Raw genomic sequence first — 24,088 nt, forward strand, 5'->3', positions numbered from 1 at the left:
TGGCGAGGGGACAGGTCGCCCTTTCGTGCACCCACCAACTCCAACGCACGGGCAATGAATCGTGAAAAACGTTATAATCGTGCAATGCGGCACACACCCCCGTGCCGCATGCTCCCCATCCAAAACAAGGAGTAGCAATCATGCGGCTGCGTCATTCCCTTTCATTGACGGGTGCGCTGTTGTTGGGCGCGTTCGTTCCAGGCTGCGGTCCCGCCGAGGAGGTGGAGACTCCGGTGGAGGCCCCCGTGCAGGAGGCGTCCGCGGAGGAGACGGGCAGCGCGGAGCAGGCGGCGGTGTCGACGTCTGGCTTTACCACGCACTTCCGTGACTGGCTGAGGGCCAATGGCTATGAGCCCACGTACAACCTGGTGCGCGCGGACCTGGCGGGCGGCAGCCATGGCGGCAAGGCGAGCAGCACGGACACGGTGGTGAACCAGCCGGTCATCTTCATCCACGGCAACTCGGACAAGGCCATTGGCACGGGCACGGCGGGCCAGTCGGGCTGGAATGCCTCCATCGAGTTCTTCCAATCCAAGGGCTACAAGACGAGCGAGCTGTACGCGACGACGTGGGGCCCGGCGGACGCCATGATGTCGGCGTACCAGTACCACTCGAAGACAAACGTGATGAAGGTCCGCAAGTTCATCGAGGCGGTGAAGGCCTACACGGGCGCCGCCAAGGTGGACATCATCGCGCACTCGATGGGCGTGACGCTGGCGCGCAAGGCGATTCTCGGCGGCTACGCCACGGACTCGCTGGAGGGCGGCCAGTACTACGTGGGCGCGCCGCTGACGTCCTCGGTGGACACCTTCGTGGGCATCGCGGGCGCCAACCTGGGCCTGACCTCGTGCTACCAGACGGGCCCGGGCACGCCCACCTGCGGCAGCACCAACGGCCTGTACCCGGGCTACCTGGTCGGCGCCTTCGTCACGGGCCGCTCGGCGTACCTCGACAACCTGCGGAGCAGCAGCAGCTACGAGGGCGCCTACCGTTACTCCATCTGGTCCACCGCGGATGAGATCATCGGCTACGGCAACGTGGTCTACGGCAGCTACACCTCGCGCATCCCGGGACAGACGGGCGAGAAGACGTACTCGGCCTATCCGTACGGGCACTTCAACTCGAAGGACCTCACGCAGAACGTGCAGTTCAACATGGTGAGGAACCACACCATCCCGTAGTGGAGGGGGGTGGGGGCCGGCCCTCTCCCAGGGGGAGAGGGAGGACCCTTCACTCCAGGCCCTCGAGGAACGCGAGCACCTGCACGTTGTAGTCCTGGGGGCAGTCCATCTGGACGGTGTGGCCACAGCGGTCCAGCCCCACGAGCTTCGAGCCGGGGATGTTCTGGTGGCCGTAGCTCATGATGTCACGCACCTCGCCCCCGTGGAGGAAGGGATTGGGGATGAGGCGGTCGTCCTCGCCGTAGATGATGAGGGTGGGGACGGAGACGCGGTGGAGGCTGTCGCGCACGAAGTCGTTGTTCGCGAGCCCGTTCACGGTGCGCACGTTGGCGTAGGCGTAGGAGTCGAACTCGGGGCTCTTGACCACGCGCACGCGCTCCTCGATGAGCCAGGCGAGCTCGGGGCGCCAGCGCTCGAAGTTGGACTGGCGCACGCTGCCCCAGATGCCGTACTCGGGCGAGCCCTTGATGAGGGAGACGCTGAAGGAGCGCTTGAACCAGGCCTTCTCCTTCGCGCTGAACTTCTCGAAACCGGCGGGGGACGTGAGCACGAGTGCCTTCACGTCCTCGGGGTAGCGCAGGGCGTAGGAGAGGGACGTCTGCCCGCCCATGGAGTGGCCCACGAGGATGGGCTTCTGCGCGCCGAGCTTCTGGGCGAGCTCGTGCACCGCGTCGCCCATGGCTTCCATGGTGTAGGGGAAGGAGGCGGGCTTGTCGGATTTGCCGAAGCCGGGCAGGTCCACGGCGATGACGCGGTAGCCCTGGGCGGCGAAGGCATCGAGCTGATAGCGCCAGAACTTCAGGTACGAGCCCAGGCCGTGGATGAAGAGGACGGTCTGCTGTCCCTGGGGATTGAGCTCGACGTAGGCGACCTCGGGCACGCGCGCGAGGTGGTGGGTGGCGGCGGTGCCGGGCAGGGCCAGGCGCTGGAGGGGCCAGGGCTTGCCGTCGAGGGAGGAGTAGTCGAAGTCCTGGAAGGACAGGGGCGGACGCGCCTTGTACGAGGTGACGCACCCGGAGGAGAGGGCGGCGAGCGCGAGCAGGCCCAGAGCACGAGTCTTCATGGTCAGAAGGCGTACCAGGTGAAGGTGGTGAAGGCGGCCCACGGGTTCTCGGTGACGCGCGGGTTCCCGTTGTAGAAGGCGCCGCGGAACATGTAGCCACCGTGCAGACCCACGGTCATGAGGTAGCGGATGGTGTAGCGCAGCTCGGCGTTGATCTCCGTGCCGATGATGCGGCCACGGGGGATGCCCGGCGTGTTCTCCGGCGCGGTGACGGAGCTCCGCGCGTGGCCCACGCCCAGCTTGAGGTTGAGCTTGTTGGGGATGAGGTCATACGCGCCGGTGGCGATGACACTCTGCAGACCGAAGCCCTGGTTGGAGATGTCCGTCACCGCGCCCGTGTAGTTGTTCACCGTGCTGGTGAAGGGGAATAGGATGAGCATCTTGTGGTTGAACCACACGGCGCCGGGCAGGCCGTACTCGTTGAAGGTGAAGGCGCTGGTGTAGCGGCCGTCGCGCAGGTCCGAGTCACCCGTGGAGAACATGCCCTCGAGCGTGACGAGGTCATTCGAGGTGCGCCCGAAGTTGTAGAGCAGCTCCAGGTTGGCGGACAGGCCGCTGATATCCACCTGGCGGTTGAGCGTCGTGTCGGGCCGGTTGCTGCGGAAACGGCCCGCGTTGTACATGACGAAGCCGGAGGCGCCGAACGGCCCGGTGCGGAAGTCGATGTTGTGGTTGAAGTTGGCACCCAGCCACGTCACCCAGCCACTGGGCCGCTCGATGGCGAACTGCGGCGCGCCGGTGAAGCTGCCGAGTCCCGGAGAGCCGGGGCCGCTGCGCACCAGACCCTCGAAGGCATAGGCCTCGCCCTTGGTGTCGTCGCGCAGGTGCCACAGGGACAGGCCCACGTTGGTGCCCGGAGCCAGCGGGTAGGTGTAATCCGCGAGGGCCGTCCACACGAACTTGAGGCGCGGATCGTCATCGGTGGCCTTGTCCGCCTGGAAGCTGCCCAGCGGCAGCAGGCTCAGGCGGGCCTGGCCTCCCAGGTAGTTGCTGAAGACGGACAGACCGGTGGCATCACTGCCCAGGAAGGTCAGCTTGTAGCCCGTCCGGATGATGTCGCCGAGCGGGGCGCGCGTCGGGTCGTGGACGGAGTCGTAGACGGGCTGGGTACCGAAGAGGAGGGTGAGTTGGTTGGGATCCTTCGTCGGGTAGAGAGCGACGTTGACGTTCTTCGTCTGGATGTTGATCTGATCCGCGTTGAAGCCACCGCCCTCGTTCTGCTGGACGGTGTTGGCCGCACGGCCCCAGAGGTAGTCCACCTCGAACTGGGCACGGAAGCTGGCCATGCCATCCACGAAGATGGGGCTGTATTCGATGACTGGAATCCAGCGCTGCTCGACGAAGAAGGCCTCGCGTTTCTCCACGCGCACCGCGCTGCCCGCGGGGAAGCCGATGGGGCCGAGTGACACGCCCCGGAGACCCGCCGGGTCACCGAGCTGGTTGCTCGCCGTGACGCGGGTGAAGAAGTAGTTGATGAGGACGAACTCCCGCGCGGGAGCGTCCTCCGTGCGCTCCCGGGCTTCCTGCCACTCGGCATAAGCCCCCGGCAGCGGCGTGCTCTGCGCCGCCGCGGGAAGCGCCAGCCCCGTCATACCCAGGGCCAGCGCCAGCGCGCACCCTCGAAACTTCGTCCTGCCAGTCGTGTCAGCAAGCCACCGCCACGTCATACGTGTCTCGTCTCCGGAGAGGGTGCGCGCTCACGAGCGCGGTTGGGTATTACTGGATGACGTACGTCTGGATCGCGTTGCCGGTGAAGGCATTGCCGTTCAGCTTGACGGTGTTCGCGCCCACCGCGCCGTCCGCGCAGCGGTGGCCGGTCGCCGCGAAGTAGAGCTCCAGCTGCACCTTCGTACCATCCTGGGAGATCAACCCGCGGCCCGACTGCGAGAAGCCGTTGAAGGTGGCGGTGATGTCGAAGCAGGTGCCGTCCTCCTTCACGTTCTCGATGTTGACGACCGTGGAGACGAACGGGGCCAGCGTGTCGCGGATGTTGTCGCGGTTGCAGTCACCCACCGAGCCCTGGCCGCTCGCGCCCTCCACCACGGCGCGCACGCTGGTCACCGTGAGGTTGCGGGACGCCATCTGCATGGTGACCTTGTTGTAGCACTGGGTGCTCGGGTCGTAGAGGAGGTTCTCGTTGATGCCATTGGGATGGCTGGGGATGTTGGCCCCCTCCATCACCATCGTCTTGCCCTCCAGGAACGTGAAGACCTTGTCCGCGGTGTTGTACTTGATCTCCGTGCCCGCGTCCGTGCCCGCGTCCGTGTCCGTCGTGCCCGCATCCGGGGTGGGGGTGAGGTCCTCCTCGCAGCCCACCACGCTCAGCGCACACAGCACCACCGCCGACAGCAGTTGCTTCTTCATGTGACAGTTCCTCTCTCCCGGCGTATGCCGGCTCCGTTGACGCAATGTGTCTGGGATTGCCCCGTGAAAGGGGTTGGGCTCAGCTTACGCCGGCCTTGATGGCCCGCTCACGCAACTCGCGCTTGAGAATCTTTCCCGCCGCGGACACCGGCAGGGAGGCCACCAATTCCACCTGCTTGGGTACCTTGTAGCGCGCCAACCGGCCCCGCAGGTGCTCCAGCAACGCCTCGGGCGAGGCCTGCGTCCCGGGCTTGAGCACCACGAAGGCCCGGCCCACCTCGCCCCATTTGGGGTCGGGCACCCCCACCACCGCGCAGGACTGCACGGCGGGGTGCTCGTAGAGGACCGTCTCCAGCTCGAGCGGGTACACGTTCTCCCCGCCGGAGATGAACATGTCCTTCTTGCGCCCGTTGATGAAGTAGAAGCCGTCCTTGTCGCGGTGCGCCAGGTCGCCCGTGTGCAGCCAGCCGTCCTTGTCGATGGCCTCGGCCGTGGCCTCCGCGTTCTCGAAGTAGCCCGAGCACATGGAAGGGCCCTTGAGGATGAGCTCGCCCGTGGCGCCCTCGGGCACGTCGCGGCCGTCGTCGTCCACCAGGCGCGCGTCGATGAAGTAGTTGGGCCGGCCGATGGAGCCCGCCTTGGACACGGCGAACTCGGGGCCCATGCTGAAGAGGCCCGGGCCGAACTCCGTCATGCCGAAGCCCTGCTTGAAGGGCACCTGGTGCACCGCCTGCCACGCCTGCAGCAGGGGCACCGGCAGCGGTGCGCCACCGCTCGTCACGAAGCGCACGCTGGAGAGATCCGCCGAGCGGAAGCGCGGCGAGTCATACATCTGCTGGTACTGCGTGGGCACCGCGAAGAAGAGCGTCACCTTCTCGCGCTCCACCAGCCGCAACATCTCCTCGGCGTCCCAGCGGCGCATGAGCACCACGGTGCCGCCACTGGAGAGCATCGGCACCGTGTAGACGAGCAGTCCGCCCGTGTGGAACATGGGCGTGTGCGTCACCGTGACGTCGCCGGGACGAACCTCGTGGATGAGCGTGTTGAGCGTGTTCCACGCCACCATCCGGTAGCTGATGCGCGCGCCCTTGCTCTTGCCCGTGGTGCCGCCGGTGAAGAGCAGGCAGATGATGTCCTCCTCGCTCACCCGCGGGTTCGCCACCTTCGAGGCGGACACGTGCTCGAGCGTCCGGGCGTACGGGACGCTCGCCAGCAGCCCCTGCCCGTCCAGGTGGACGAGCTGCAGCCCGCTGCCCACCTGCTCGCGCACGGTGGACACGGCGCCGCGGAAGTCATCGCCGTAGAGGAGCACGCGCGGGCCGGTGTCACGCACCAGTTCCGACAGCTCCTGCGCATGCAGACGCCAGTTGTAGGGGACGAAGATGGCGCCCAGCTTGCCGCAGGCGAAGAAGGCATCCAGGTACTCCACGCCGTTGTGGGCCACCAGGCCCACCCGGTCTCCCGGTGCCACGCCGGCCACGTCACGCAACCAGCCCGCGAGCGCCTCGGCGCGCGCGTTCATCGCACGGTAGGTGAAGCGGCCGGACTCTCCCCTGGCCACGTCCACCACCGCGGTGTGCTCGGGCCAGTACATGGCCCCCCGGCCCATCCAATCGCCGATGAACATGCGTCGTCCCCTCCTGCCGTGGTGTTGCCGGTACGCTCAGGCCGTCCAGCGGTAGAGCGCCGAGGCCATCGCGAGGCCGCCGCCGCTGGCACACAGCGCCACCAGGTCGCCCTTCTTGATGCGGCCCTGCACCACCGCGTCATCCAGCGTCATGGGAATGCACGCCGAGCCCGTGTAGCCCCACTTGTCCATGGTCCAGTTCGTCTTGGACATGGGCTGCTCCAGCACCTTCATCGTGGCCTCGATGGTGCGCAGGTTCAGCTGGGTGAAGACGAAGTGGTCCACGTCGTTCATCGTCAGCTTCGCGCGCTCCAGCAGCTGCTTGAGCAGCATGGGCCAGCGCTCGGTGTTGAAGGTGGCGGGGAACTTGCGCACGAACTGCACCGAGGGCTTGCCGTTGGTGAGCTCCAGCGTCTGCGCCGTGGCCGGCCGGTACGTGCCGCCCGTGTAGACGCCCAGCGCGTCATGGTACTCGCCGGCCGCCAGCAGCTTCGCGCCCATGAAGCCTGGCTTGTCGCTGGCGCCCAGCACCACCGCGCCCGCGCCGTCCGCGAAGAGCGTGCAGGTCTTCTTGTCCTTCCAGTTGATGTACCGGCTCATCCCGTACGCACCCACCACCAGGATGCGCTGGTAGCTGTCGTCCGCGGCGATCGTCTTGCTCGCCACGTCCAGCGCCGTCACCCAGCCCGCGCACGCGGCGTTGATGTCGAACGTGCCCGCGTTGCTCGCGCCCAGCTTCGCCTGCACCGCCGAGGCCGTGGCCGGGCTCAGGTAGTCCGGCGTGTCCGTGGAGATGATGATGAGATCCAGATCCTGCGGCTTCACCCCCGCGCGCTCCATGGCCTGCTTCGCGGCCTCCACGCACAGGTCGCTCGTCACCTGGTTGTCCGCCATCAGGTGGCGCTGCTTGATGCCCACGTTCTGCTGGAGCCACTCGTCCACCGGCTCGCCGATGATGCGCTCCACGTCGGCGTTGGTGAGGACCTTCTCGGGGACATAGCGGCCGGTGGCCAGGATGTTGGCGTATCTCATCGGTTCGTCTTGCTCCGCGGAGCGCGCACCTTGCGCGGCCCCTTCTTGCTGCCGGTGTCGCCTCCAGCAGAACGTGCGTCCATGCCGTGGCGGATGAACTCCATCGCGGTGTCCAACACGTGCTCCAGGCCGCCCTTGCGGTCCCACAGCACCCAACGCATGCCCAGGAAGTCGCCAATGCCCATCAGGCAGTAGGCCAGCGCCTCCGCGTCCATGCGCCGCACCTCGCCCTTGGCCATGGCCCGCTCCAGGCCCGACACGTAGCCCTCGGCGAAACGGTCGTAGTAGCGCCGGTAGCACGCCTCATCCACGAACTCCGCCTGCCGCACAATCCGGTACAGGTTGTGGTGGCGGCTCACGAACTGGAAGAAGGTGCGCAGACCCTCGCGCTCCACTTCAATCCGGTCCTCGCACTCCCTCACCGCCTCGGCGATGAGCCGGCGCAGCCGCGCGCCCAGTTCGTCCACCACCTCGACGAAGATGGACTGCTTGTCCGGGAAATAAACGTAGAAAGTTCCCAGCGCGACTTCCGCCTCCCGGGTAATATCCGCGATGGAAGCGTGCTCGTAGCCCTTCTCCCCGAAGACGGTCTCCGCCGCCAGCAGCAGACGCTGGCGCGTGCGCTGGCCGCGCGGGGTCGCTGGAACAAGGCGCTCGGCTGCCGAAGTTGAAGACCGATTCATCTTTCAACCTTGCGTAACACTCCCCTCGCGGTATTGTCAAAAACCGTCATTCATCACTGACGCACAAACATGCAACGCATTGCGTCAGTCACGAGAGGGAACGCATGCAGCTCAAGGACTTGAAGGTCATCGTCACGGGCGGCGCCCAGGGCATGGGCGCTCACTTCGCCACGCGGCTCCACGAGGCCGGCGCCCAGGTGGCCGTGGGCGATGTGGCCGATGAGAAGCTCGCCGCGCTGCCCGCGGGCATCCACCGCCGCCGCCTGGACGTGTCCAAGGAAGAGGACTGTATTGCCTTCGTGCAGTGGGCCCACGAGTCCATGGGCGGCCTCAATGGCCTCATCAACAACGCCGGCATCCTCCGCGACTCACTTCTGGTGAAGAAGGACCGGACCACGGGAGAGATCAAGAAGCTCTCCACCGCGGACTGGAACGCCGTCATCGGCGTCAACCTCACCGGCGCCACCTTCATGGTGCGCGAGGTGGTGGCGAAGATGGTGCAGACGGACCAGAAGCCCGGCGTCATCGTCAACATGAGCTCCATCGCCCGGCACGGTAACCGCGGGCAGAGCAACTACGTGTCCGCCAAGGCCGCCCTGGCCGCCAACACCTTCACCTGGGCGCGCGAGTTCGCCTCCTTCGGCATCCGCGTGGGCGCCGTGGCCCCCGGCATGGTGGAGACGCCCATGACGCAGGGCATGAACCAGAAGGCCCGCGACGCCCTGGTGGCCAACATCCCCGTGGGCCGCATTGGCCTGCCCGAGGACCTGTGGCTGGCGGTGAAGTTCGTCCTCGAGTGCGACTACTTCAACGGCCGCACCATCGACGTGGACGGCGGCCTCACGATGTAGGTGGGTGAACAGGCCGGCGCGGAACGGGGTCAGACCCATCCGCCCGGCCCGTTCGTTCAAGGGACAGGGGGAGGAAGACCCTCACCCCAACCCTCTCCCAGGGGGAGAGGGAGCACACACGGGGGGGCCCGTGCACAACGCGATCAAAAAGGGTGCAAGGTGGGACTTCTTCGCCCAGATGCAACCGCAACAAGCGTTCAGGGGGTTGCCGCTTGGAAGTCAAGTGAGTAAATCATTTCCAGTCGGGAATAGACGGGACGCTCGGAAGGTCGAGCATGGCAGGCGGGACACGCCCACCCAGGGCGGCGAGCCCCGCGAGTCGAGGGAGCCGAGCGAACCGCACGCAGTCCGGTAGTCCCGACGCCGAGGGGAACCTCGGGCCCCGCTCAGGTGTCACAACTGAGGGGAAGGCTCAGGTGTACATCTCGAGGCCAGCGGTGCGGCCGGCATCGAATTCGCGCGAGCGCTGGAGCTGCTCCAACACGCGGGGCGTGCAGTAGAGCGTCACCATCTCCGTGGAGCCCGGCTCGCTGATCCATCTGACGGCGCCCATGAGGTGGTGCGCCTGCAGGTAGTTCAGCACCGAGTCGCGGAAGTTCTTGCTCTGCTCACACGCACTCTTGTGCGCGTGCGAGCGGTCGCGCGAGATGGACGGCTGCCAGGTCGCTCCGGGCTCCTCCCGGGGCATGACCATGGCCTCGATCCACCCCTGCACGCTCTCCACGCGAGAGCCCGGCAGCGGAGTGACCGCGGAGATCTTCGGGAAGCGGCCGGAGGCCCGGCGCGGCGATGTGGCTGTCTTCCTGCTCATCCTGCATCCTCCCACAGGCCCGGCGCTCACCCGCCGCCGGCCCTGGTAGCCGCCATCACTTGTAGACCGCCAGACCCCTGCCCGCGCGCCCAGAAGGCGTCTTGGGCAGCTTCAGCACATTGTCTAGAATCAAATCCCTGACTTCAAGTGCCGTCAAGTCCGGGGAACGGCAGCGATATAGCGCGGCGAGTCCCGCGACGTAAGGGGCGGCCATGCTCGTTCCGCTCATTCGTTCATAGAACGCCTGGTTGTTACACCTTCGTTCTGTGCTCGAGTAGACGTTCACGCCATAACCCATCACGTCGGGAACAGATCGCTGATTCACCACGCCGCTGGCCGAAAAGCTGGCCACCCGCCGCGAGAAGTCGACCGCCCCCACGGCCAGGGCCTCCGGGAAGGCCGCTGGGTAACCAGCCGTCCCAGCGCCTCCATTGCCGGCCGCCACGATGGGCAGGACGTTGGAGTCCACCAGGCGGCGCAGCAGCGTCTGCAGCGCGCGGATGTTGAGGCGGTACTCCATGTCGCTGACACCTTGAGGCGGCTGCACGGGGAACCCCAGGGACATGTTCACCACCGCGGGACGGGTGGCGTTCTCAGGACGTGAGAACTGGTGTAGCAGCCACTCCATGCCGGCGGCTACACGGCCCAGGCTCGTCCGTATGCTTTCGGACTCGATGACGGAGGCGACGTAGAGGTCCACCTCGGGCGCCACGCCGTGGTACTGGCCGGCGGCGATGCCCGCCACGTGCGTGCCGTGCCCATCCGGGTCGAAGCCGCGCACGTCACGCGCCGGGTTGTGCGGCGAGTTGGGGAAGAGCGAGACGTAGCGGAACTGGATGAGGCGGTTCTGGTGCTCGGGGTGATCCGCGTCCACGCCGGTGTCGAGGATGCCGAGCATCACACCCGCGCCCTTGATGCCTTGCGCATGGGCGGAGTTGACGCCGCACTCCTCGGGCCACTCGCGGTTGACGAGCGAGGACAGGCCCTGGTTGCGCGGGCCGAGCTGCCCCGCGGACACCGGGCCCGGGAAGGTGAGCTGCACCGTGTCCGGGATGAACTCGAAGTCGCGCCCCAGCTCCTCCTTGGCCACACGCTCGGCCTGCTCCGAGGTGAAGTGCGCCATGGTCGCGCCAATGAGCGGCATGTGGCGGTAGGTGCCCACCTCCGAGGCCGTGGGCGGCTCCATCACCGGGCCGTCGTTGTTCACCGACACCTGGACTTCGTTCTTGCGGCCGCGGCCCTTCGCCGTCTTCTTCTTCGCCGCGGTGGGAGGCTTGCTCACCTCGGGCAGACGCCCGGGCAGCGTGGCGGAGCGCAAACCGAGGCTGCGCAGCATGTCCGGCGCCCGCCCGCTGATCATGAACTGAAGGGCGGTGGTGCGCTGCAGGACGCGCTCTCCCTGCTCCGTGCCCCGCACGCCGGGATGGGCGTGGGTCTCGATCGACTCCTTCGGAACCAGGAGGTAGGACTTCATGATGGGTTCGCTCCTTTACTCGATACCGACTGCACGGACTGCCCGGTGGCCACGGCCTGGCTTCGGCCGTCCCCTCTCGGAGCCGAGGTGGGACACCGTCCTCCGTCACACCGCCCTTCTCCACACCGTCGGCTCACAGTGTGACTAGAGCGGCCCCCCCTGACATGAATCCCAGGCATCCCCGCTCTGGACGCCATCGGCCCCCCGTGTGTTCCAGTGGATGACTGTCACAACGTACGAAACCGGAAACCATTCACTTCGGGAAAGCGTAATACGAGTCGCGACAGGCTGGAAAATAGCGGCCGCACGGAGTGTCCGCTGGGGAGATTGCGCTCGCCCGCCTGCTCCTGGGTTGAAACCGGGGGAAGCACCCCACCCCCCACATTTGTTCGCCACCCGATGGCCAGGCGGACTATGGCTGTTCCCGTCCGCCCGCCGGAGAGACTCTTGATTCCCTACATCAAACCGCCTTCCATCCCGCTCGGCCCCTTCACCCTCGAGCCCTTCGGCATCTTCGTGGCGCTCGGCGTCCTCTTCGCCGCCCGAATGCTCACCCGCCACGCCGAGCGCGAGGGCCTCGACTCCAACCCGCTGGCCGATTACGCCCCCTGGGGTGTCGGTGTGGGTGTCGTCGTCGGACACCTCTTCCACCTCTTCGCCTACCACCCCGAGGAGCTCTCCAAGAGCCCCTTCCAGATCTTCAAGGTGTGGGACGGGCTGTCGTCCTTCGGCGGGCTGATTGGCGGCATCCTCGCCGCCGTCGTCTTCTTCAAGGTCCGCAAGCTGCGCTTCCGCGACTACGCCGACGCCTTCGCCCTCTCCGTCGCCCCCGGCTGGGCCATCGCCCGCCTCGGCTGCTTCGCCGTCCACGACCACCCCGGCGTCCGCACCGACTTCTTCCTCGCCGTCGACTTCCCCCTCCCCCTCGGGCCCCGCCACGACCTCGGCATGTATGACGCCGCCTTCCTCTTCGCCATCTCCGGCCTGTTGCTGCTGCTGCGCAACGCCGGGGCGCTCCGCGGCCGGCTGCTTCCCCTGCTCTCCATTCTGTACGCGTGTGGGCGGTTCTTCTTCGACTCCCTCCGCGCCACCGACCTCTCCTATGTCGATGCACGGTACTTCGGCCTGACGCCCGCTCAGTTCGGTTGCTTCGCGCTCATCGCCTTCGGCGTTTATGGACTGGCGAAGTGGCGGGCTCCTGAACGGAGGGATTCTCCCACCGTGGGCTCGGACGCAGGGGTTCAGCCGCAGGTCCGGTAGGTTCCGCGGGTCCCGGGGTGACTGACCCTCACCCCAACCCTCTCCCAAAGGGAGAGGGGGTTTACACGGGTTCAACCCGGGGCCCGGGCACCCTCACCCCGTCCCTCTCCCGGGGGGCGAGGGGATATGGGTCAACTTGCGGCTCGCCAGTACCGAGTGCACCTCCGCGATTCTTCCCTCCGCGTCGAGATCCACCCGGATGACCATCCGCGTCGGCAATCGTGGCGGGCCGTGCTTCCACTCGGCCACCACCGCCGGCAGGCCGTTGAACATCCTCAGCTCCACCGCCTCCGGCGCTCCTCTCATCTCCTGCACCCGCCGGTAGAAGAGCGACACCCTCTTCAGCCCCACCACCGGCAACCGCGCCGCGTACGTCTCGCCCGCCCCGTCCGATAGCGCCCTCACCGGATCCGCCAGCAACGCCTCCGCCGCCTCCACGTCCCCCGACGCCAGCGCCCCCAGGAAGCCCACCAGCACCTCCCTCGTCCGCTCCTGCAACGCCTTCGTCGGCATGCACCTCGCCCGGTCGTAGCTCGCCATCGCCTGCCTCGCCCGGTGGTGCGTCACCTTCACGTTCGTCTCGCTCATCCCCAGGCACTCCCCCACCTCCCGCCCCGAGTAGTCGAACACGTCCCTCAGCAACAGCACCGCCCGCTGTCTCGGCGTCAGCGCCTCCAGCGCCAGCAGGAACGCGTACGACACGCTCTCCAACAGCTCGTAGCGGCCCTCCGTCGTCCCTCCCCCCGGCAACTCCGCCTCCACCGCCGCCACCGCCTCCTCCCCCGTGTCCACCGGCGATGGCAGCCACGGGCCCACGTACCCCTCCCGCTTCCTCCTCCTCAGCCTGTCCCTCGCCAGGTTCATCGCCACCCGCGTCAGCCACGGGCGCACCTCCTCCAGCCTCCCCGGCGGGGACGTCAGCGCCCTCGCGTACGTCTCCTGCACCAGCTCGTCCGCGTCCGCCGACACTCCCGTCATCCGGTAGCACAGGCCCCAGAGGAACTTCTCGTGCTCCCGCGCCGCACGCTCCAGCGCCTCGTGTGCCGTCTGCTTCATGCCGCTCGCGCTCCCGCCTCCGTGCCCAGCAGCCGTGACACCGTCTCCGCGCTCGCCAACGACGCATCCACCAACAGCCCCTCCCGCCCCACCCAGTCTCCCACCACGTACAGCCCTCGCACGTGCTCCACCCGCGGCCCCGGCCTCTTCTCCAGGCTCCTCGCCGGCAGCGCGTTCATCACCGTCAGCCCCGGCAGGAAGCGCTTCGTCACCACGTGCTCCCTCCACCCCGGCTGCAGCACGTCCAGCACCCCCTCCAGCTCCGCCTCGTCCGCTGACTCCTCCGCGCCCCCGAGGTACTTCGCCACGTGCACCATCGCGCCCCCCTCCGGCGCCAGCTTCGCGAACGCCGAGTGCACCGACACGTACCACGGCCGGTCCGTCCCCAACGCGAACAGCGCCCTCGGCTTCGGCAGCTTCGACAGCCCCACGTCCAGCGTCGCCGCCTTCACCGGCTTCGCCTCCGCCACCCACCCCGCCACCACCTCGTCCCCCGGCAACAGCGCCGCCACGTCCCTGGGCCCCCCGGCGAGCACCACCGTCTCCGCCTCGTATTCCGTTCCGTCCGCCAACCGCACCCCTCGCACCCGGTCCTGTATCCCTCCCGCTTCCCGCACCACCGACTCCACCTTCGCCGAGCCCACCACCTCCACCCCCGCCTCCCCCGCCATCCCCGCCAGCGCTCGCACCAGCCCGATCCAGCCTCCGTCGAGGTAGCGCACCCCCTTCCTCGCCAGCTGGAACTGCTCCACCGCCACGTCCGCCGCCATCGCGCTCGTGTCCGCGCAGTACGTCGCCACCCGGAAGAAGGCCTCCAGCACCTCGCGCACCTCTACCCTCGTCACGTGCTCGTCCAGCCATCCGCTCACGCTCCGGCCCTCCAGCTCCCCGGCCTCCGTCTTCATCAGGCCCGTCATCACCCGCCCGAACTCCAGCTTGCCCGCCGCTCCCAGCAGATCCGTCATCAGCAGCGACACCGCTCCCGCCGGCATCGGGTGCAGCCGATTCCCTCTCAGCGCGAAGCTGCCCTCCCCCGGGCTCCTTCCCGGCATCGGCACTCCCAGCTTCCCCAGCACCCGCCCCGCCGCTCCTCCCAGGTACAGCGCGTGTGGCCCCAGGTTGAAGTGGTAGCCCTCCACCTCCGTCGTGTGCGCCCGGCCCCCCAGGTGCTTCGACTTCTCCAACAGCGTCACCTTCTTCCCCCCTCGCGCCAGCAGCACCGCCACCGCCAGCCCGCCCAGCCCCCCTCCCACCACCACCACGTCCGTCGTCTTCTTCATCGTCCGCTCCCTGTTTCCGAGCCGATTTCTCTTGGGCTCACTGGGACCACGACGGGGGGCTCGAAAAGGTTACACGGGGGGATTCCGGGGCCCGAGATACCCTCACCCCGACCCTCTCCCGAGGGGAGAGGGAGGAGATTGGAACCCATGAAGATTCATGTCCTCCTGATGATCGTCTCCACGGCCCTGCTCGCCTGCGGTGCTCGTACCAGCCAGGCCTCCACCCCCGCGCTCGCATCCGAGCCCGCTTCCTTCCGCCACGCCTCCGTCCAGCTCTCCACCGGCGTCCGCATGCACTACGTCGAGCAGGGCCGTCACGACGGTCCCGTCCTCGTCCTCCTCCACGGCTACACCGACTCGTATCTCTCCTTCGAGCGCGTCCTCCCCCTCCTCCCCAGGAACTTCCACGTCTACGCGCTCGACCAGCGCGGCCATGGGGACTCCTCCCGCCCCGACTGCTGCTACTCCCCATCCGACTTCGCCTCCGATGTCGCCGCCTTCCTCGACTCCCAGGGCATCCAGCGCGCCGTCCTCGTCGGTCACTCCATGGGCAGCTTCATCGCCCAGCAGGCCGCCCTCGAGCACCCCCAGCGCGTCCAGGCCCTCGTCCTCATCGGCTCGGCCCCCACCGTCCATGGCAACGCCGTCGCCGCCGAACTGAAGTCCGTCGTGGACACTCTCTCCGAGCCCATCGACCCCGCCTTCGTCCGCGAATTCCAGGCCGGCACCTTCTACCGCCCCATTCCCCCCTCCTTCCTCGACACCGCCGTCTCCGAGAGCCTCAAGGTCCCCGCTCGCGTCTGGAAGGCCGCACTCGACGGCCTCATCGCCGAGGACCACTCCGCCCGCCTCCGCGACATCTCCGTCCCCACCCTCGTCGTCGGCGGCGACCACGATGGGTTCTTCTCCGTCGCCGAGCAGCAGGCCCTCGCCCAGGCCCTGCCCAGCGCCTCCCTCGTGCTCTATACGGAGACCGGCCATGCGCCCCACGTCGAGCTGCCCCAGCGCTTCGTCGACGATGTGAAGCAGTTCCTGCGCTCGCTTCGCGCGGAGTAGCCGCCTGCCCGCCCTCCTCTACCCGCGGTCCCAGGCCCCGGCACGCCCCGTCATCTCCTCGGAGCGCCTACCTGTCAGCGAACCGGGCGGATATGCTCCCGCTCCATGACTTTCAAGACCAGCTACAAGGTCGGGCTCGCAGTGCTCCTGTGCTACCTCGTGGCCTGGCTGGACCGGATGGCCATCAACATGACCATCCCGTTCATCCGCACGGAGCTCAACGTCGGGCCAGAGCGCATCGGGTGGATCCTCAGCGCCTTCTTCCTCGGCTACGCCCTCTTCCAGATTCCCGGCGGCATGCTCGCCGACCGCATCGGGCCCCGGAAGGTCATCCTCTTCGCGCTCGCCTGGTGGTCCGTCTTCACCGCCCTCACCGGCGTCGTCGGCGGCCTCGCCAGCATGCTCGCCGTGCGCTTCCTCTTCGGCATCGGCGAGGGCATCTTCCCCGCCGCCGTCTGGAAGGTCATCGGCAACTGGTACACCAAGAAGAACCGCGGCACCGCCAACGCCATCATCCTCTCGTCCGTGGCGTTCGGACCCGCCATCTCCTCCCTGCTGCTCGCCTGGTTCCTGCCCATCCTCGGCTGGCGCGGCAGCTTCTTCGCCCTCGGCGGCGCCGGCGTCCTCTGCCTGCTCGCCGCCTGGCTCTACATCACCAATTCCATCCAGGACAACCCGAACGTCTCCCGCGAGGAGCTCGAGGAGTTCGAGCGCGACAGCCGCTCCCAGGCCGCCAACTCCGAGCAGACCCTGGAGAAGGCCAGCTTCGGCCAGCTGCTCAGCTCCCCCGCCATCTGGGTCCTCTTCTTCGTCGCCCTCGTCTACAACCTCACCATGTACGGCTGGCTCAACTGGCTGCCCACGTACCTGCTCGAGGTGAAGAAGCTCTCCCTCACCAAGACCGGCCTGCTCGGCGCCCTGCCGTTCCTCTTCGGCGGCATCGGCTGCACGCTCGCCGGCTACGTGTCCGACCGCTGGTTCCGCGGCCGCCGCAAGTACCTCGTGTTCGGCTGCCAGGCCCTCGGCGGTGTCTGCCTCTACCTCTTCACGCAGATCAACGACCCCGTCCCGTACATGATTGCCCAGTGCATCGCCGGCTTCCTCCTCTTCATGGCCGCCGGTGCCATCTGGACCCTCCCCATGATTCTCGTCCCGCCCAAGCTCATGGGCTCGGGCTCCGGCTTCATCAACACCGGCGGGCAGATCGGCGGATTCCTCACCAACATCCTCATCGGCAAGGTCATCGAGTGGAACGGCAATGACTACGCCACCGGCTTCCACTTCATGCTGGGCGCCCTCGTCGTCGCCGCGACGCTCGTGCTGGCCGGCATCCGCGAGCAGCCCGCTCCCGCGCCCAAGCCGTCCACCGAGCCCGCGCTGTCCTGAGGCTCGAGCACGGACCGGGCAGACTTCCCCGCCGCCCGGTCCACGTCTCCCCCCGAGCGCGGGGAGTGCTTCGTAGGAACGCGTGGGGTGCCCTCCCTCCAGACAGGACTTCTCTCCTGGCCCAAGCCATCGGAACAAAGTCCTTTCAGGGGTGAGGGAGTCCGCCTTCCGGGCGCGCTCTTCACGAACTTGTCCAACAGTTGGACAAGTCTGGCGAGACCGGGCCCGGAGGGGTCCCTCCTGCTTTCGAGCTGAGGAGAGACCCCTGAACGGACCTACTTCGGCTGGCCTAGCGCGTCTCGTCAGGAGTGCTGAGCGGACGCCGCTGGTGCTGGGCCTGGTGGCCCGGGTACATGGCCACGAAGAACTCCGACCAGCCGCCCATGCGCACGCGCAGCACGTCGTACTTCTCCGGGCTTCGCGAGGCCTCCGCGAAGGTCTCCGGGTTGGCGCACGTCACGGTCAGGATGTTGGAGCCCCGGCCCTCGGCGAACGCCGTGAGCACCCGCTGGAGCGCCTCGGCGGAGAACTCCTCGCGGATGTTGAAGTCCGTGGGCGCCCCGCTCGTGAAGGCATCCGCGCCCTTCCCCGTGAAGCCGGAGAGCGACTGGAGGAAGCCCACGTCCTGGTGGTTCACGGGCTGGTCCGCGAAGCTCGGCGACGGACTCAGGTCCGAGGCGAGCGTCTCCCCGAGGCGCCGGCCATCCGCCGAGGCCCCGAACATGGCGCCGAACTCGAAGTAGTTCTCGAACGTGCCCACGCCCGGCTGCACCTGGAAGCCGCCGAAGGGCTTGTCCGGCGTGCCGAGCCGCCGCGCAAGCTCCACCATCTTCTGCGCCGTGGGCTCCGCCGGCTCGGTGAAGACGCGCATCCCCGTCTCCGCGATGCGCGCGAGCAGCTCGTCGCCCATGCGGTCGAGCTCCTGGTGGCCGCGGCCGTACCGGGGCAGCGCCATGGCCACCTCGCGCAGCTTCTTGTACCGCTCGGCCTTGGCCTCGATGCGCGCCGGGCCCGCCAGCGTGCTGATGAAGGGCTCGTCCATCTTGTAGCCCCAATCGCAGATGAGCGCCTCGACGAGCTCCGGCAGCGACGTCACCGCCGTGTCCGGGTCGAACACCATCTTCTGGATGGCGTAGAGCGAGTTGATCACCGTCGAGGAGCCCGTGAAGCAGGGCGCCACGACGTTGTACTGCGCTCCGCCCTCGTAGAGGTCCAATCCCTTGTCGAGGCAGTCATCGACGAACACGGACAGCAGCGGCGAGGGGCACACGGCGCTCATCGTGCCGAAGACGCCCAGCAACCCGTCCACCTGCTTGGCGTACATCCAGCGCAGGTGCTCGAAGAAGAGCTCCAACACCTGCTCGAACGAGCGGATGTCCTTCGGATGCGGCGAGGTGAACGACACACGCTGGCCGCGGAAGTACATGGGCCCGGCGGAGGTCCAGCTCTTGCCCTGGTTGAGCGCGGCCTCGAGCGGCTGCAGGGAGCTCATCCCGCCCAGGGTGAACCAGTTCCTGCCCACGAGCTGCGGCTCGTAGCAGCCATCGCAGGCGTAGTCGCGCGCGGCCTCGAGCGCCACCTCGCTGCGCCACACCGCGCCCGCCTTCTCCGCCACGGGCGTGAAGGCCGTCGCCCCCGTGCCGTTGCCCACCCCGTCTCCGCTGTGTTGCAGGCCCGGGATGATCTTCTCGTCACTGAGCAGGATGGGGTGCGCGCCACCGCTCAGCAGCGCGAGCGAGGCCTCGTGCAGGTACTCGGGGGGAATGTCCTTGCGCACGCGCAGCGACAGGCAGGGCGCGTTGAGCGGCAGGCGCCGGGCGGCGCGCAGGCACAACAGCGTCACCTTGTTGTACGCGGGCCTGCCCGCTCCCGGTGCCGCATCCGCCACGGTGCCACCCACGGTCACCTGTTGGATCCACTGGTTGTTGGCGGCGCCCTGCGGGTAGTTGCCGCTCATGCCGCCCATCGCCAGGTTGCCGTAGGGCTGGTGGTCCTCGACGAACTGGCGGTTGAGCTGCACCTTCTCGCCCACCTTGATCCAGAAGCAGTCGATGATCTCCTGCGCCTGCTCGTCGTCGATCTGCCCGTTGGCCACGTCCCGCTCGTAGAAGGGGAAGAGCATCTGGTCGAGCCGGCCGATGGCCGTGGGCTCGCCGATGAGGTGCAGGCACGCGTGCATCGTGAAGATGAGCTGCGCGGCCTCGAGCATCGTCTTGGGAGCCGCGCTGGAGATCCGCTTCATCCGCTCCTGGATGGCCAGCAGGTTGTCCCGCTCGGCGCGCCGGCCCGGCTCCATCGCGGCCGCCAGCTCGCCCGCGAGCTTCGCATAGGCCAGGCAGTGCTCCTGGACGCCCTCGAGCGCCCGCAGGACGCCCCGGTAGAACTGGCGCTTCTTCTCGTCCGTCGTCGAGTCGTGCCGGGCATTCACCTCGGCCACGAGGCCACCGAGGCCCTTGTCCAACATCCGCTGGAAACCGGGCACCAAGTGGCCCACGCCCGAGGCATAGCTCAGCCCGGCGAAGAAGTTGCCGATGCGCTCGTCCTCACGGGCGTAGTCGATGACGTAGCGGCCCTGTCCGAGTCCGAGGTTCGGCATGGCGCCCACGATGAGCTCCGCCGGGTGGATGCGGTAGGTGTCGGCCCCGTTGTACCAGTTGCCCTTCGCATCCTGCTTGCGTCCCCGGAAGCCATACGCGGGGTCCACGAAGGCGTCCCCGAGGCTCACCTTGATGGCCCAGCCCATGCGCTCGACGACGGGCAACCCCATCACCTCCCGGGCCTTGTCCGCGCCGTACTTGCGCGCGACGTAGGCACACAGGTGCTGGAGCTCCTCCTGACGGCGATCGAAGTACCAGTTGTCCTGCCAGCGCGAGAAGGTGCTGGAGAGCAACTGCAACACCCGCTGGGAGGGCGGCAGATACTTCGCGCGATCCTCCTCGGACATCGTGGACATCTCGAACAGGTAGTTCTTGTGGTTGTACTGCATGTACCCGTTCGGCGAGGACCTGTCGAAGTGCCGATCCAGCCGGCTCCAGTCCACTCCGGGGAAGCGCGTCCAATCCGTTGCGTCCACCCCCTGGATCTGAACCGGCTCCAGGCCGAGGTCCGCCTGGCTGGGGACGTAGTAGAAGCCTCCCAGGTTGGCGCTCATCTCGGAGAGGAGCCGGTCCCTCATGAAGCCGCCCGTGTCACCAATCTGCTGGTTCATGATGGACTCGAGCACCTGGATGCTCCGGGCATAGCCCGCGAAGTAGAGCCCCTCCTCATCCCGGAGGCTCGCCCCCTTGGCGCGCAGCTCGTCGTTCTCCAGGGAGCGCGCCCTCCCGAAGGGGAGGCTCAGCCGCAGCACCTGCATGGTGTTGCCCTGGGCGTCCTGCACGCGGGCGCTCTTGATGTGGCTCCGGTCGTCATGCGTGGGAATGAGGATGTCCTCGGTCGTGCGCCCCACGAGGTCCTCGATCTGCTGGGGGCTCATGTTGAGCAGGTGCTCCCAGTTGATGACGAACCGCTGCGCGACCACGAAGGAGGCGCCGACGTGCACCGGGTCCTCGAATCCCACCAGGGTCTGCTCCTGGACGGAGACAGGATCCGCGGGATTGTTCAGCGTCTCGGAGAACCGGCAGCCCAGCACCTTGCCGCCGCGCTTGTCCGGACGCGTGGACTTCGTGGCCGCCTTCTGGTTGCTGCCGGGCGGGGAATGCGCACAGCGCTCCTCCTCCTCCAACCGCTTGCGGATGAACTCGAAGACCCCCTCGCAATGGCTTTCCTCATCGGACTTGATGTGGAACCAGAGATCTCCCTGCGAATCCACGAAGGTCCCACACGAGCGGGAGAACACCGACGAGCGATAGGCGGACCCCTCCTCCGGGAAGCACAGCTGCATTCCCTTGGGAAGCTCGGTGCCCGCCTCGGCACACCACTGCTGCCAGAGCCGGAAACCCACGCCGACGATGGCGCTGGTATTGGCGCTGCCGTAATTCGCGTGGATCTCCTCGCGGACGTCCTTCATCAGCCGCCGCAGGATGTCCAGCGTCACCGGCTGGCCCTTTCCCTCGGCCATGCGCCAGAAGGTCGCGAACAACGCGTAGGGCGCCGGATAGACCAGGCCACGCTGCACCAGTCCCCAGACGTCGTGGCTGATCTGCCGTCCATGCTTCGTGGACAGGCGCTCCGCGGAATGGAGCTCTCGAGACAGCGGCAACCGCGCATTCATGTCGTGATTCCCCCAGGTAGTGGTGATGAGCACCCTTCGTGAGTGCTCACCATCGAACGCTAGCAGGGGCACGGCGCTGGAAGGATTCTTCCGGGTGACTGTGTTGCTGTTGTCACCAATAGGACACGGACTTCAAATCAAAGATGTCTGTAATACCGTGAGCCTGGAGGATTTGAGTCGCCATGGCACTGCGGCCTCCCGCCTGGCAATACACCACCACCTTCGTCCCGGGCGGGCCCACCTCCGCCACCCGCCGCGGCAACTCCTGCACGGGGATGTTCCTCGCCGGCTCCGGGTGCCCCATCTGGAACTCCTCCGGCGTCCGCACGTCCAGCAACATCCACCCCTGCCCCACCAGCTCCCGGGCCTTCTGCGACAGTTCTTTCGGCGTCATGGCCCCGGACTGTAGCCGGAAACTGGAGCCCTCCCACCAGGACGCTACAGTCCCGTCGCACCATGTTGGACAAACACGCCCTGCTCGACCAGCTCGCCGACCGGCTCCGCCAGAGCGACCGCCTCGCCCACCGCGCCGAGCTCGAGGCCCGTGAGGCCGCCCGCACCCTCGCCACCGAGTCCGAGAAGAAGGAGGACGGCCGCGCCGTCATCGAGTACGGCAGCCTCGCCACCGGACAGGCCCAGCGTGCCCGCCGCGTCCAGGAGGAAATCAAGGCCCTCTCCGACTTCCAGCAGGAAGGCGTCCCCCGCTTCTCCCGCAAGAGCGCCGTCGCCCTCGGCGCCCTCATCGACGTGTCCACCGAGGACGAGGAGGGCTTCTCCGAGCGCACCTTCTTCCTGCTCCCCGTCGGCGCCGGCACCGAGCTCACCGGCCCCGGGGGCGATGGCTTCCTCTCCGTCATCACCCCCGCCTCCCCCGTGGGCCGCGCCCTCCTGGGACGTCGGGCGGGTGACACCATCGAGGTGACCCTCGCCGGGGAGGTACGCGAGTGGACGGTCCTCGAGGTCGCCTGACCACCCCGGCTTGATCCCCACCGCGACTCCTTTCACGCTTCCCGCGTCAGCAGCGCAGGGGGGCCCTGCACCACAGGAGGTCGCGCGCCATGTCCCAAGCCCGTGGAGCCGCGAAGAGCATCCGTCCGGAGTGCCCGGAGGAGCCCACTCCCACGCCCGTGGACGATTGGGTCTTCGCCGCCGACCACCCCGATGGCTACATGGCCGTGGCCGCCGTGCGCGACGGCACCGGGACGCTGGTGGACTTCCGCTGGCTGTACGCCAACCCCGCCGCCGAGACCATGATGGGCATGAGCCTGGCCTTCGTGCTCGGCCGGGGCATCATCGAGCTGCTCCCCGACGCGCGCAGCCGCGGCATCCACTCCCGCCTCGCCCTCGTGGTGGAGACCGGCCAGCCCTACGTGGACGAGGTGTACTTCCCCCTGGCGAACCGCGAGCGCTGGTTCCGCATCGTCGCCCTCAAGCGCGGCGACGGGCTCTCCATCTGGTTCAACGACATCACCCGCCGCAAGCGCGAGGAGCGCGAGTCCACCTTCCTCGCCGAGGCCAGCCACCTGCTCACCGCCTCCCTCGACGTGGAGAGCGCCCTGCGCGAGCTGGCCCGCCGCTGCGTCCCCTCCTTCGCCGACGCCTGCGTCCTCCAGGTGATGGACAGCCGCGGCCAGCCCCTCCTGTGCGAGACCGTCACCACCGAGCCCGTCCAGGAGGCCCTGCTCCTCGAGGTGCTGCGGCGCTCCTCACAGGCCTCCGGCGGCGAGGCCTCCGGCGAGCCCGGCCTCGTGGGCCTGATGCTGCCCCAGGGCGTGCCCCAGCTCCTCACCGAGCTGACGCCACCCCTCCTCCACGCCCTCGCCCGGGACGCGGAGCACCTGCGCCTCATGCAGGCACTCGGGCCCCACTCCGTGCTGGCCGTGCCGCTGCGCGCGCGCGGACGCCCCCTGGGCGCGCTCGTCCTCTACACCTTCTCCCCGCGCACCCTCGGCGTGGAGGACCTGCGCTTCGCCGAGGACCTCGCCGACCGCGTGGCCCTCTCCGTGGACAACGTCCTCCTCTTCCGCGAGGCCCGCCAGGCCGTGGCCCAGCGCGATGAGTTCTTCACCGTCGCCGCCCACGAGCTGCGCACCCCCACCACCTCCCTCAAGCTCAACGTGCAGTCGCTGCTGCGCGGCGCCCGCCGCACCGAGGCCGGCCAGGCCCCCGCCTCCCTCCTGTCCAAGCTGGAGAACATCGACCGCAACGCCGGCCGCCTCAACGCGCTCGTCAACGAGCTGCTGGACGTCACCCACCTCCACGCCGGCCGCCTGCGCCTGGACCTGGAGCCGGTGGACCTGTCCGCGCTCGTCCAGGACGTGGCCGCCCACTTCGAGCTGCCCGCCACCCAGGCCCACAGCCCCATCCACCTGGAGCTCTCCGGCCCCGCCGTGGGCGCCTGGGACCGGATCCGCCTGGAGCAGGTGGTCACCAACCTCCTCTCCAATGCCCTCAAGTATGGCGCTGGCAAGCCCGTGCGCCTGAAGGTGTCCTCCGACGGCGCGTGCGCCCGCCTCGAGGTGCGCGACGAGGGCATCGGCATCGCCCCCGAGAGCCTCCCCCGCCTCTTCGGCCGCTTCGAGCGCGCCGTGTCGGATCGCCACTACGGCGGCCTCGGCCTGGGCCTCTACATCACCCGTCAAATCGTCGAGGCCCTGGGGGGCACCGTGAGCGTCACCAGCACCCTGGGGGCTGGCGCCACCTTCACCGTCCAGCTTCCGCTCGAGGCCACCCCCTGAGCACTCTTCCCCA

19 protein-coding genes are annotated in these 24,088 nt (G+C 68.0%); 7 read left to right on the forward strand and 12 right to left on the reverse strand.

Going from position 1 to position 24,088, the window contains the following annotated elements:
* The first annotated feature begins 140 nt into the window (after positions 1-140).
* Positions 141-1,181 (forward strand): lipase family protein, encoded by a 1,041-nt coding sequence (locus BO221_RS26515; RefSeq protein WP_073563322.1) that lies wholly within the window; start codon positions 141-143, stop codon positions 1,179-1,181.
* A 49-nt stretch (positions 1,182-1,230) separates the two neighbouring features.
* On the opposite strand, the gene BO221_RS26520 is transcribed toward BO221_RS26515, so the two are convergent.
* The 6 genes from BO221_RS26520 to BO221_RS26545 form a co-directional block, all read right to left on the reverse strand.
* Complete coding sequence (locus BO221_RS26520) at positions 1,231-2,244, reverse strand: alpha/beta fold hydrolase (protein WP_073563323.1); 1,014 nt, start codon at positions 2,242-2,244, stop codon at positions 1,231-1,233.
* 2 nt (positions 2,245-2,246) lie between these two features.
* Positions 2,247-3,911 (reverse strand): hypothetical protein, encoded by a 1,665-nt coding sequence (locus tag BO221_RS26525; protein WP_073563324.1) that lies wholly within the window; start codon positions 3,909-3,911, stop codon positions 2,247-2,249.
* A 49-nt stretch (positions 3,912-3,960) separates the two neighbouring features.
* Positions 3,961-4,608, reverse strand: a complete 648-nt coding sequence (locus tag BO221_RS26530) for a hypothetical protein (RefSeq protein WP_073563325.1) — start codon at positions 4,606-4,608, stop codon at positions 3,961-3,963.
* 79 nt (positions 4,609-4,687) lie between these two features.
* Positions 4,688-6,235 carry a long-chain fatty acid--CoA ligase gene (locus BO221_RS26535; protein ID WP_073563326.1) on the reverse strand — a complete coding sequence of 516 codons (1,548 nt, stop codon included), beginning with the start codon at positions 6,233-6,235 and terminating at the stop codon, positions 4,688-4,690.
* Between the two features lie 36 nt (positions 6,236-6,271).
* Entirely contained in the window at positions 6,272-7,267 is a 996-nt protein-coding gene (locus BO221_RS26540; RefSeq protein ID WP_073563327.1) for a 3-oxoacyl-ACP synthase III family protein, read from the reverse strand.
* Positions 7,264-7,950 (reverse strand): TetR/AcrR family transcriptional regulator, encoded by a 687-nt coding sequence (locus BO221_RS26545; protein WP_073563328.1) that lies wholly within the window; start codon positions 7,948-7,950, stop codon positions 7,264-7,266. The genes BO221_RS26540 and BO221_RS26545 overlap by 4 nt, the downstream gene beginning before the upstream one ends.
* A 104-nt stretch (positions 7,951-8,054) precedes the next feature.
* On the opposite strand from BO221_RS26545, the gene BO221_RS26550 reads away from it, so the two are divergent.
* Positions 8,055-8,801 (forward strand): SDR family oxidoreductase, encoded by a 747-nt coding sequence (locus BO221_RS26550; RefSeq protein ID WP_073563329.1) that lies wholly within the window; start codon positions 8,055-8,057, stop codon positions 8,799-8,801.
* A gap of 412 nt (positions 8,802-9,213) precedes the next feature.
* Here the strand turns inward: BO221_RS26550 and BO221_RS26555 are convergent, their stop codons facing one another.
* Together BO221_RS26555 and BO221_RS26560 are read right to left on the reverse strand one after the other, a co-directional pair.
* The gene (locus tag BO221_RS26555) at positions 9,214-9,612 is read right to left on the reverse strand and encodes a hypothetical protein (RefSeq protein WP_233166272.1); all 399 of its coding nucleotides are present in this window, start codon (positions 9,610-9,612) and stop codon (positions 9,214-9,216) included.
* A gap of 55 nt (positions 9,613-9,667) precedes the next feature.
* Positions 9,668-11,086 carry a S8 family serine peptidase gene (locus BO221_RS26560; RefSeq protein ID WP_073563330.1) on the reverse strand — a complete coding sequence of 473 codons (1,419 nt, stop codon included), beginning with the start codon at positions 11,084-11,086 and terminating at the stop codon, positions 9,668-9,670.
* Positions 11,087-11,533: 447 nt separating this feature from the next.
* Between BO221_RS26560 and BO221_RS26565 the strand changes: the two genes are divergently transcribed.
* A complete protein-coding gene (locus BO221_RS26565; protein WP_233166273.1) occupies positions 11,534-12,346 on the forward strand; it encodes a prolipoprotein diacylglyceryl transferase in 813 nt (270 codons plus the stop codon).
* Positions 12,347-12,439: 93 nt separating this feature from the next.
* On the opposite strand, the gene BO221_RS26570 is transcribed toward BO221_RS26565, so the two are convergent.
* Entirely contained in the window at positions 12,440-13,402 is a 963-nt protein-coding gene (locus BO221_RS26570; RefSeq protein ID WP_073563332.1) for a sigma-70 family RNA polymerase sigma factor, read from the reverse strand.
* Positions 13,399-14,682: an NAD(P)/FAD-dependent oxidoreductase gene (locus BO221_RS26575; RefSeq protein ID WP_073563333.1), complete on the reverse strand. Its 1,284-nt coding sequence runs from the start codon at positions 14,680-14,682 to the stop codon at positions 13,399-13,401. Before BO221_RS26575 ends, BO221_RS26570 begins: the two co-directional genes overlap by 4 nt.
* Positions 14,683-14,829: 147 nt before the next feature.
* On the opposite strand from BO221_RS26575, the gene BO221_RS26580 reads away from it, so the two are divergent.
* Both BO221_RS26580 and BO221_RS26585 read left to right on the forward strand, forming a co-directional pair.
* Complete coding sequence (locus BO221_RS26580; RefSeq protein ID WP_073563334.1) at positions 14,830-15,738, forward strand: alpha/beta fold hydrolase; 909 nt, start codon at positions 14,830-14,832, stop codon at positions 15,736-15,738.
* 105 nt (positions 15,739-15,843) lie between these two features.
* Complete coding sequence (locus tag BO221_RS26585; protein ID WP_073563335.1) at positions 15,844-17,124, forward strand: MFS transporter; 1,281 nt, start codon at positions 15,844-15,846, stop codon at positions 17,122-17,124.
* A gap of 289 nt (positions 17,125-17,413) precedes the next feature.
* On the opposite strand, the gene BO221_RS26590 is transcribed toward BO221_RS26585, so the two are convergent.
* Complete coding sequence (locus BO221_RS26590; RefSeq protein ID WP_073563336.1) at positions 17,414-21,337, reverse strand: Dyp-type peroxidase; 3,924 nt, start codon at positions 21,335-21,337, stop codon at positions 17,414-17,416.
* A gap of 112 nt (positions 21,338-21,449) precedes the next feature.
* Positions 21,450-21,731 carry a rhodanese-like domain-containing protein gene (locus BO221_RS26595; RefSeq protein ID WP_073563337.1) on the reverse strand — a complete coding sequence of 94 codons (282 nt, stop codon included), beginning with the start codon at positions 21,729-21,731 and terminating at the stop codon, positions 21,450-21,452.
* 62 nt (positions 21,732-21,793) lie between these two features.
* Here BO221_RS26595 and BO221_RS26600 point away from each other — a divergent pair, with 62 nt between their 5' ends.
* Both BO221_RS26600 and BO221_RS26605 read left to right on the forward strand, forming a co-directional pair.
* Positions 21,794-22,306 (forward strand): GreA/GreB family elongation factor, encoded by a 513-nt coding sequence (locus tag BO221_RS26600; protein WP_073563338.1) that lies wholly within the window; start codon positions 21,794-21,796, stop codon positions 22,304-22,306.
* Between the two features lie 89 nt (positions 22,307-22,395).
* Complete coding sequence (locus BO221_RS26605; RefSeq protein WP_073563339.1) at positions 22,396-24,075, forward strand: ATP-binding protein; 1,680 nt, start codon at positions 22,396-22,398, stop codon at positions 24,073-24,075.
* Positions 24,076-24,088 lie beyond the last annotated feature (13 nt).

Origin of the sequence: Archangium sp. Cb G35, from assembly GCF_001896145.1 — a bacterium.
GTDB classification, from domain to species: Bacteria; Myxococcota; Myxococcia; order Myxococcales; family Myxococcaceae; genus Archangium; species Archangium violaceum.

Coding starts and splice junctions, on each gene's coding strand:
- BO221_RS26570 (WP_073563332.1), bottom strand. CDS start 13,402: ATGAAGCAGACGGCACACGAGGCGCTGGAGCGTGCGGCGCGGGAGCAC.
- BO221_RS26595 (WP_073563337.1), bottom strand. CDS start 21,731: ATGACGCCGAAAGAACTGTCGCAGAAGGCCCGGGAGCTGGTGGGGCAG.
- BO221_RS26590 (WP_073563336.1), bottom strand. CDS start 21,337: ATGAATGCGCGGTTGCCGCTGTCTCGAGAGCTCCATTCCGCGGAGCGC.
- BO221_RS26545 (WP_073563328.1), bottom strand. CDS start 7,950: ATGAATCGGTCTTCAACTTCGGCAGCCGAGCGCCTTGTTCCAGCGACC.
- BO221_RS26555 (WP_233166272.1), bottom strand. CDS start 9,612: ATGAGCAGGAAGACAGCCACATCGCCGCGCCGGGCCTCCGGCCGCTTC.
- BO221_RS26520 (WP_073563323.1), bottom strand. CDS start 2,244: ATGAAGACTCGTGCTCTGGGCCTGCTCGCGCTCGCCGCCCTCTCCTCC.
- BO221_RS26575 (WP_073563333.1), bottom strand. CDS start 14,682: ATGAAGAAGACGACGGACGTGGTGGTGGTGGGAGGGGGGCTGGGCGGG.
- BO221_RS26535 (WP_073563326.1), bottom strand. CDS start 6,235: ATGTTCATCGGCGATTGGATGGGCCGGGGGGCCATGTACTGGCCCGAG.
- BO221_RS26585 (WP_073563335.1), top strand. CDS start 15,844: ATGACTTTCAAGACCAGCTACAAGGTCGGGCTCGCAGTGCTCCTGTGC.
- BO221_RS26550 (WP_073563329.1), top strand. CDS start 8,055: ATGCAGCTCAAGGACTTGAAGGTCATCGTCACGGGCGGCGCCCAGGGC.
- BO221_RS26525 (WP_073563324.1), bottom strand. CDS start 3,911: ATGACGTGGCGGTGGCTTGCTGACACGACTGGCAGGACGAAGTTTCGA.
- BO221_RS26530 (WP_073563325.1), bottom strand. CDS start 4,608: ATGAAGAAGCAACTGCTGTCGGCGGTGGTGCTGTGTGCGCTGAGCGTG.
- BO221_RS26515 (WP_073563322.1), top strand. CDS start 141: ATGCGGCTGCGTCATTCCCTTTCATTGACGGGTGCGCTGTTGTTGGGC.
- BO221_RS26605 (WP_073563339.1), top strand. CDS start 22,396: ATGTCCCAAGCCCGTGGAGCCGCGAAGAGCATCCGTCCGGAGTGCCCG.
- BO221_RS26560 (WP_073563330.1), bottom strand. CDS start 11,086: ATGAAGTCCTACCTCCTGGTTCCGAAGGAGTCGATCGAGACCCACGCC.
- BO221_RS26540 (WP_073563327.1), bottom strand. CDS start 7,267: ATGAGATACGCCAACATCCTGGCCACCGGCCGCTATGTCCCCGAGAAG.
- BO221_RS26600 (WP_073563338.1), top strand. CDS start 21,794: ATGTTGGACAAACACGCCCTGCTCGACCAGCTCGCCGACCGGCTCCGC.
- BO221_RS26580 (WP_073563334.1), top strand. CDS start 14,830: ATGAAGATTCATGTCCTCCTGATGATCGTCTCCACGGCCCTGCTCGCC.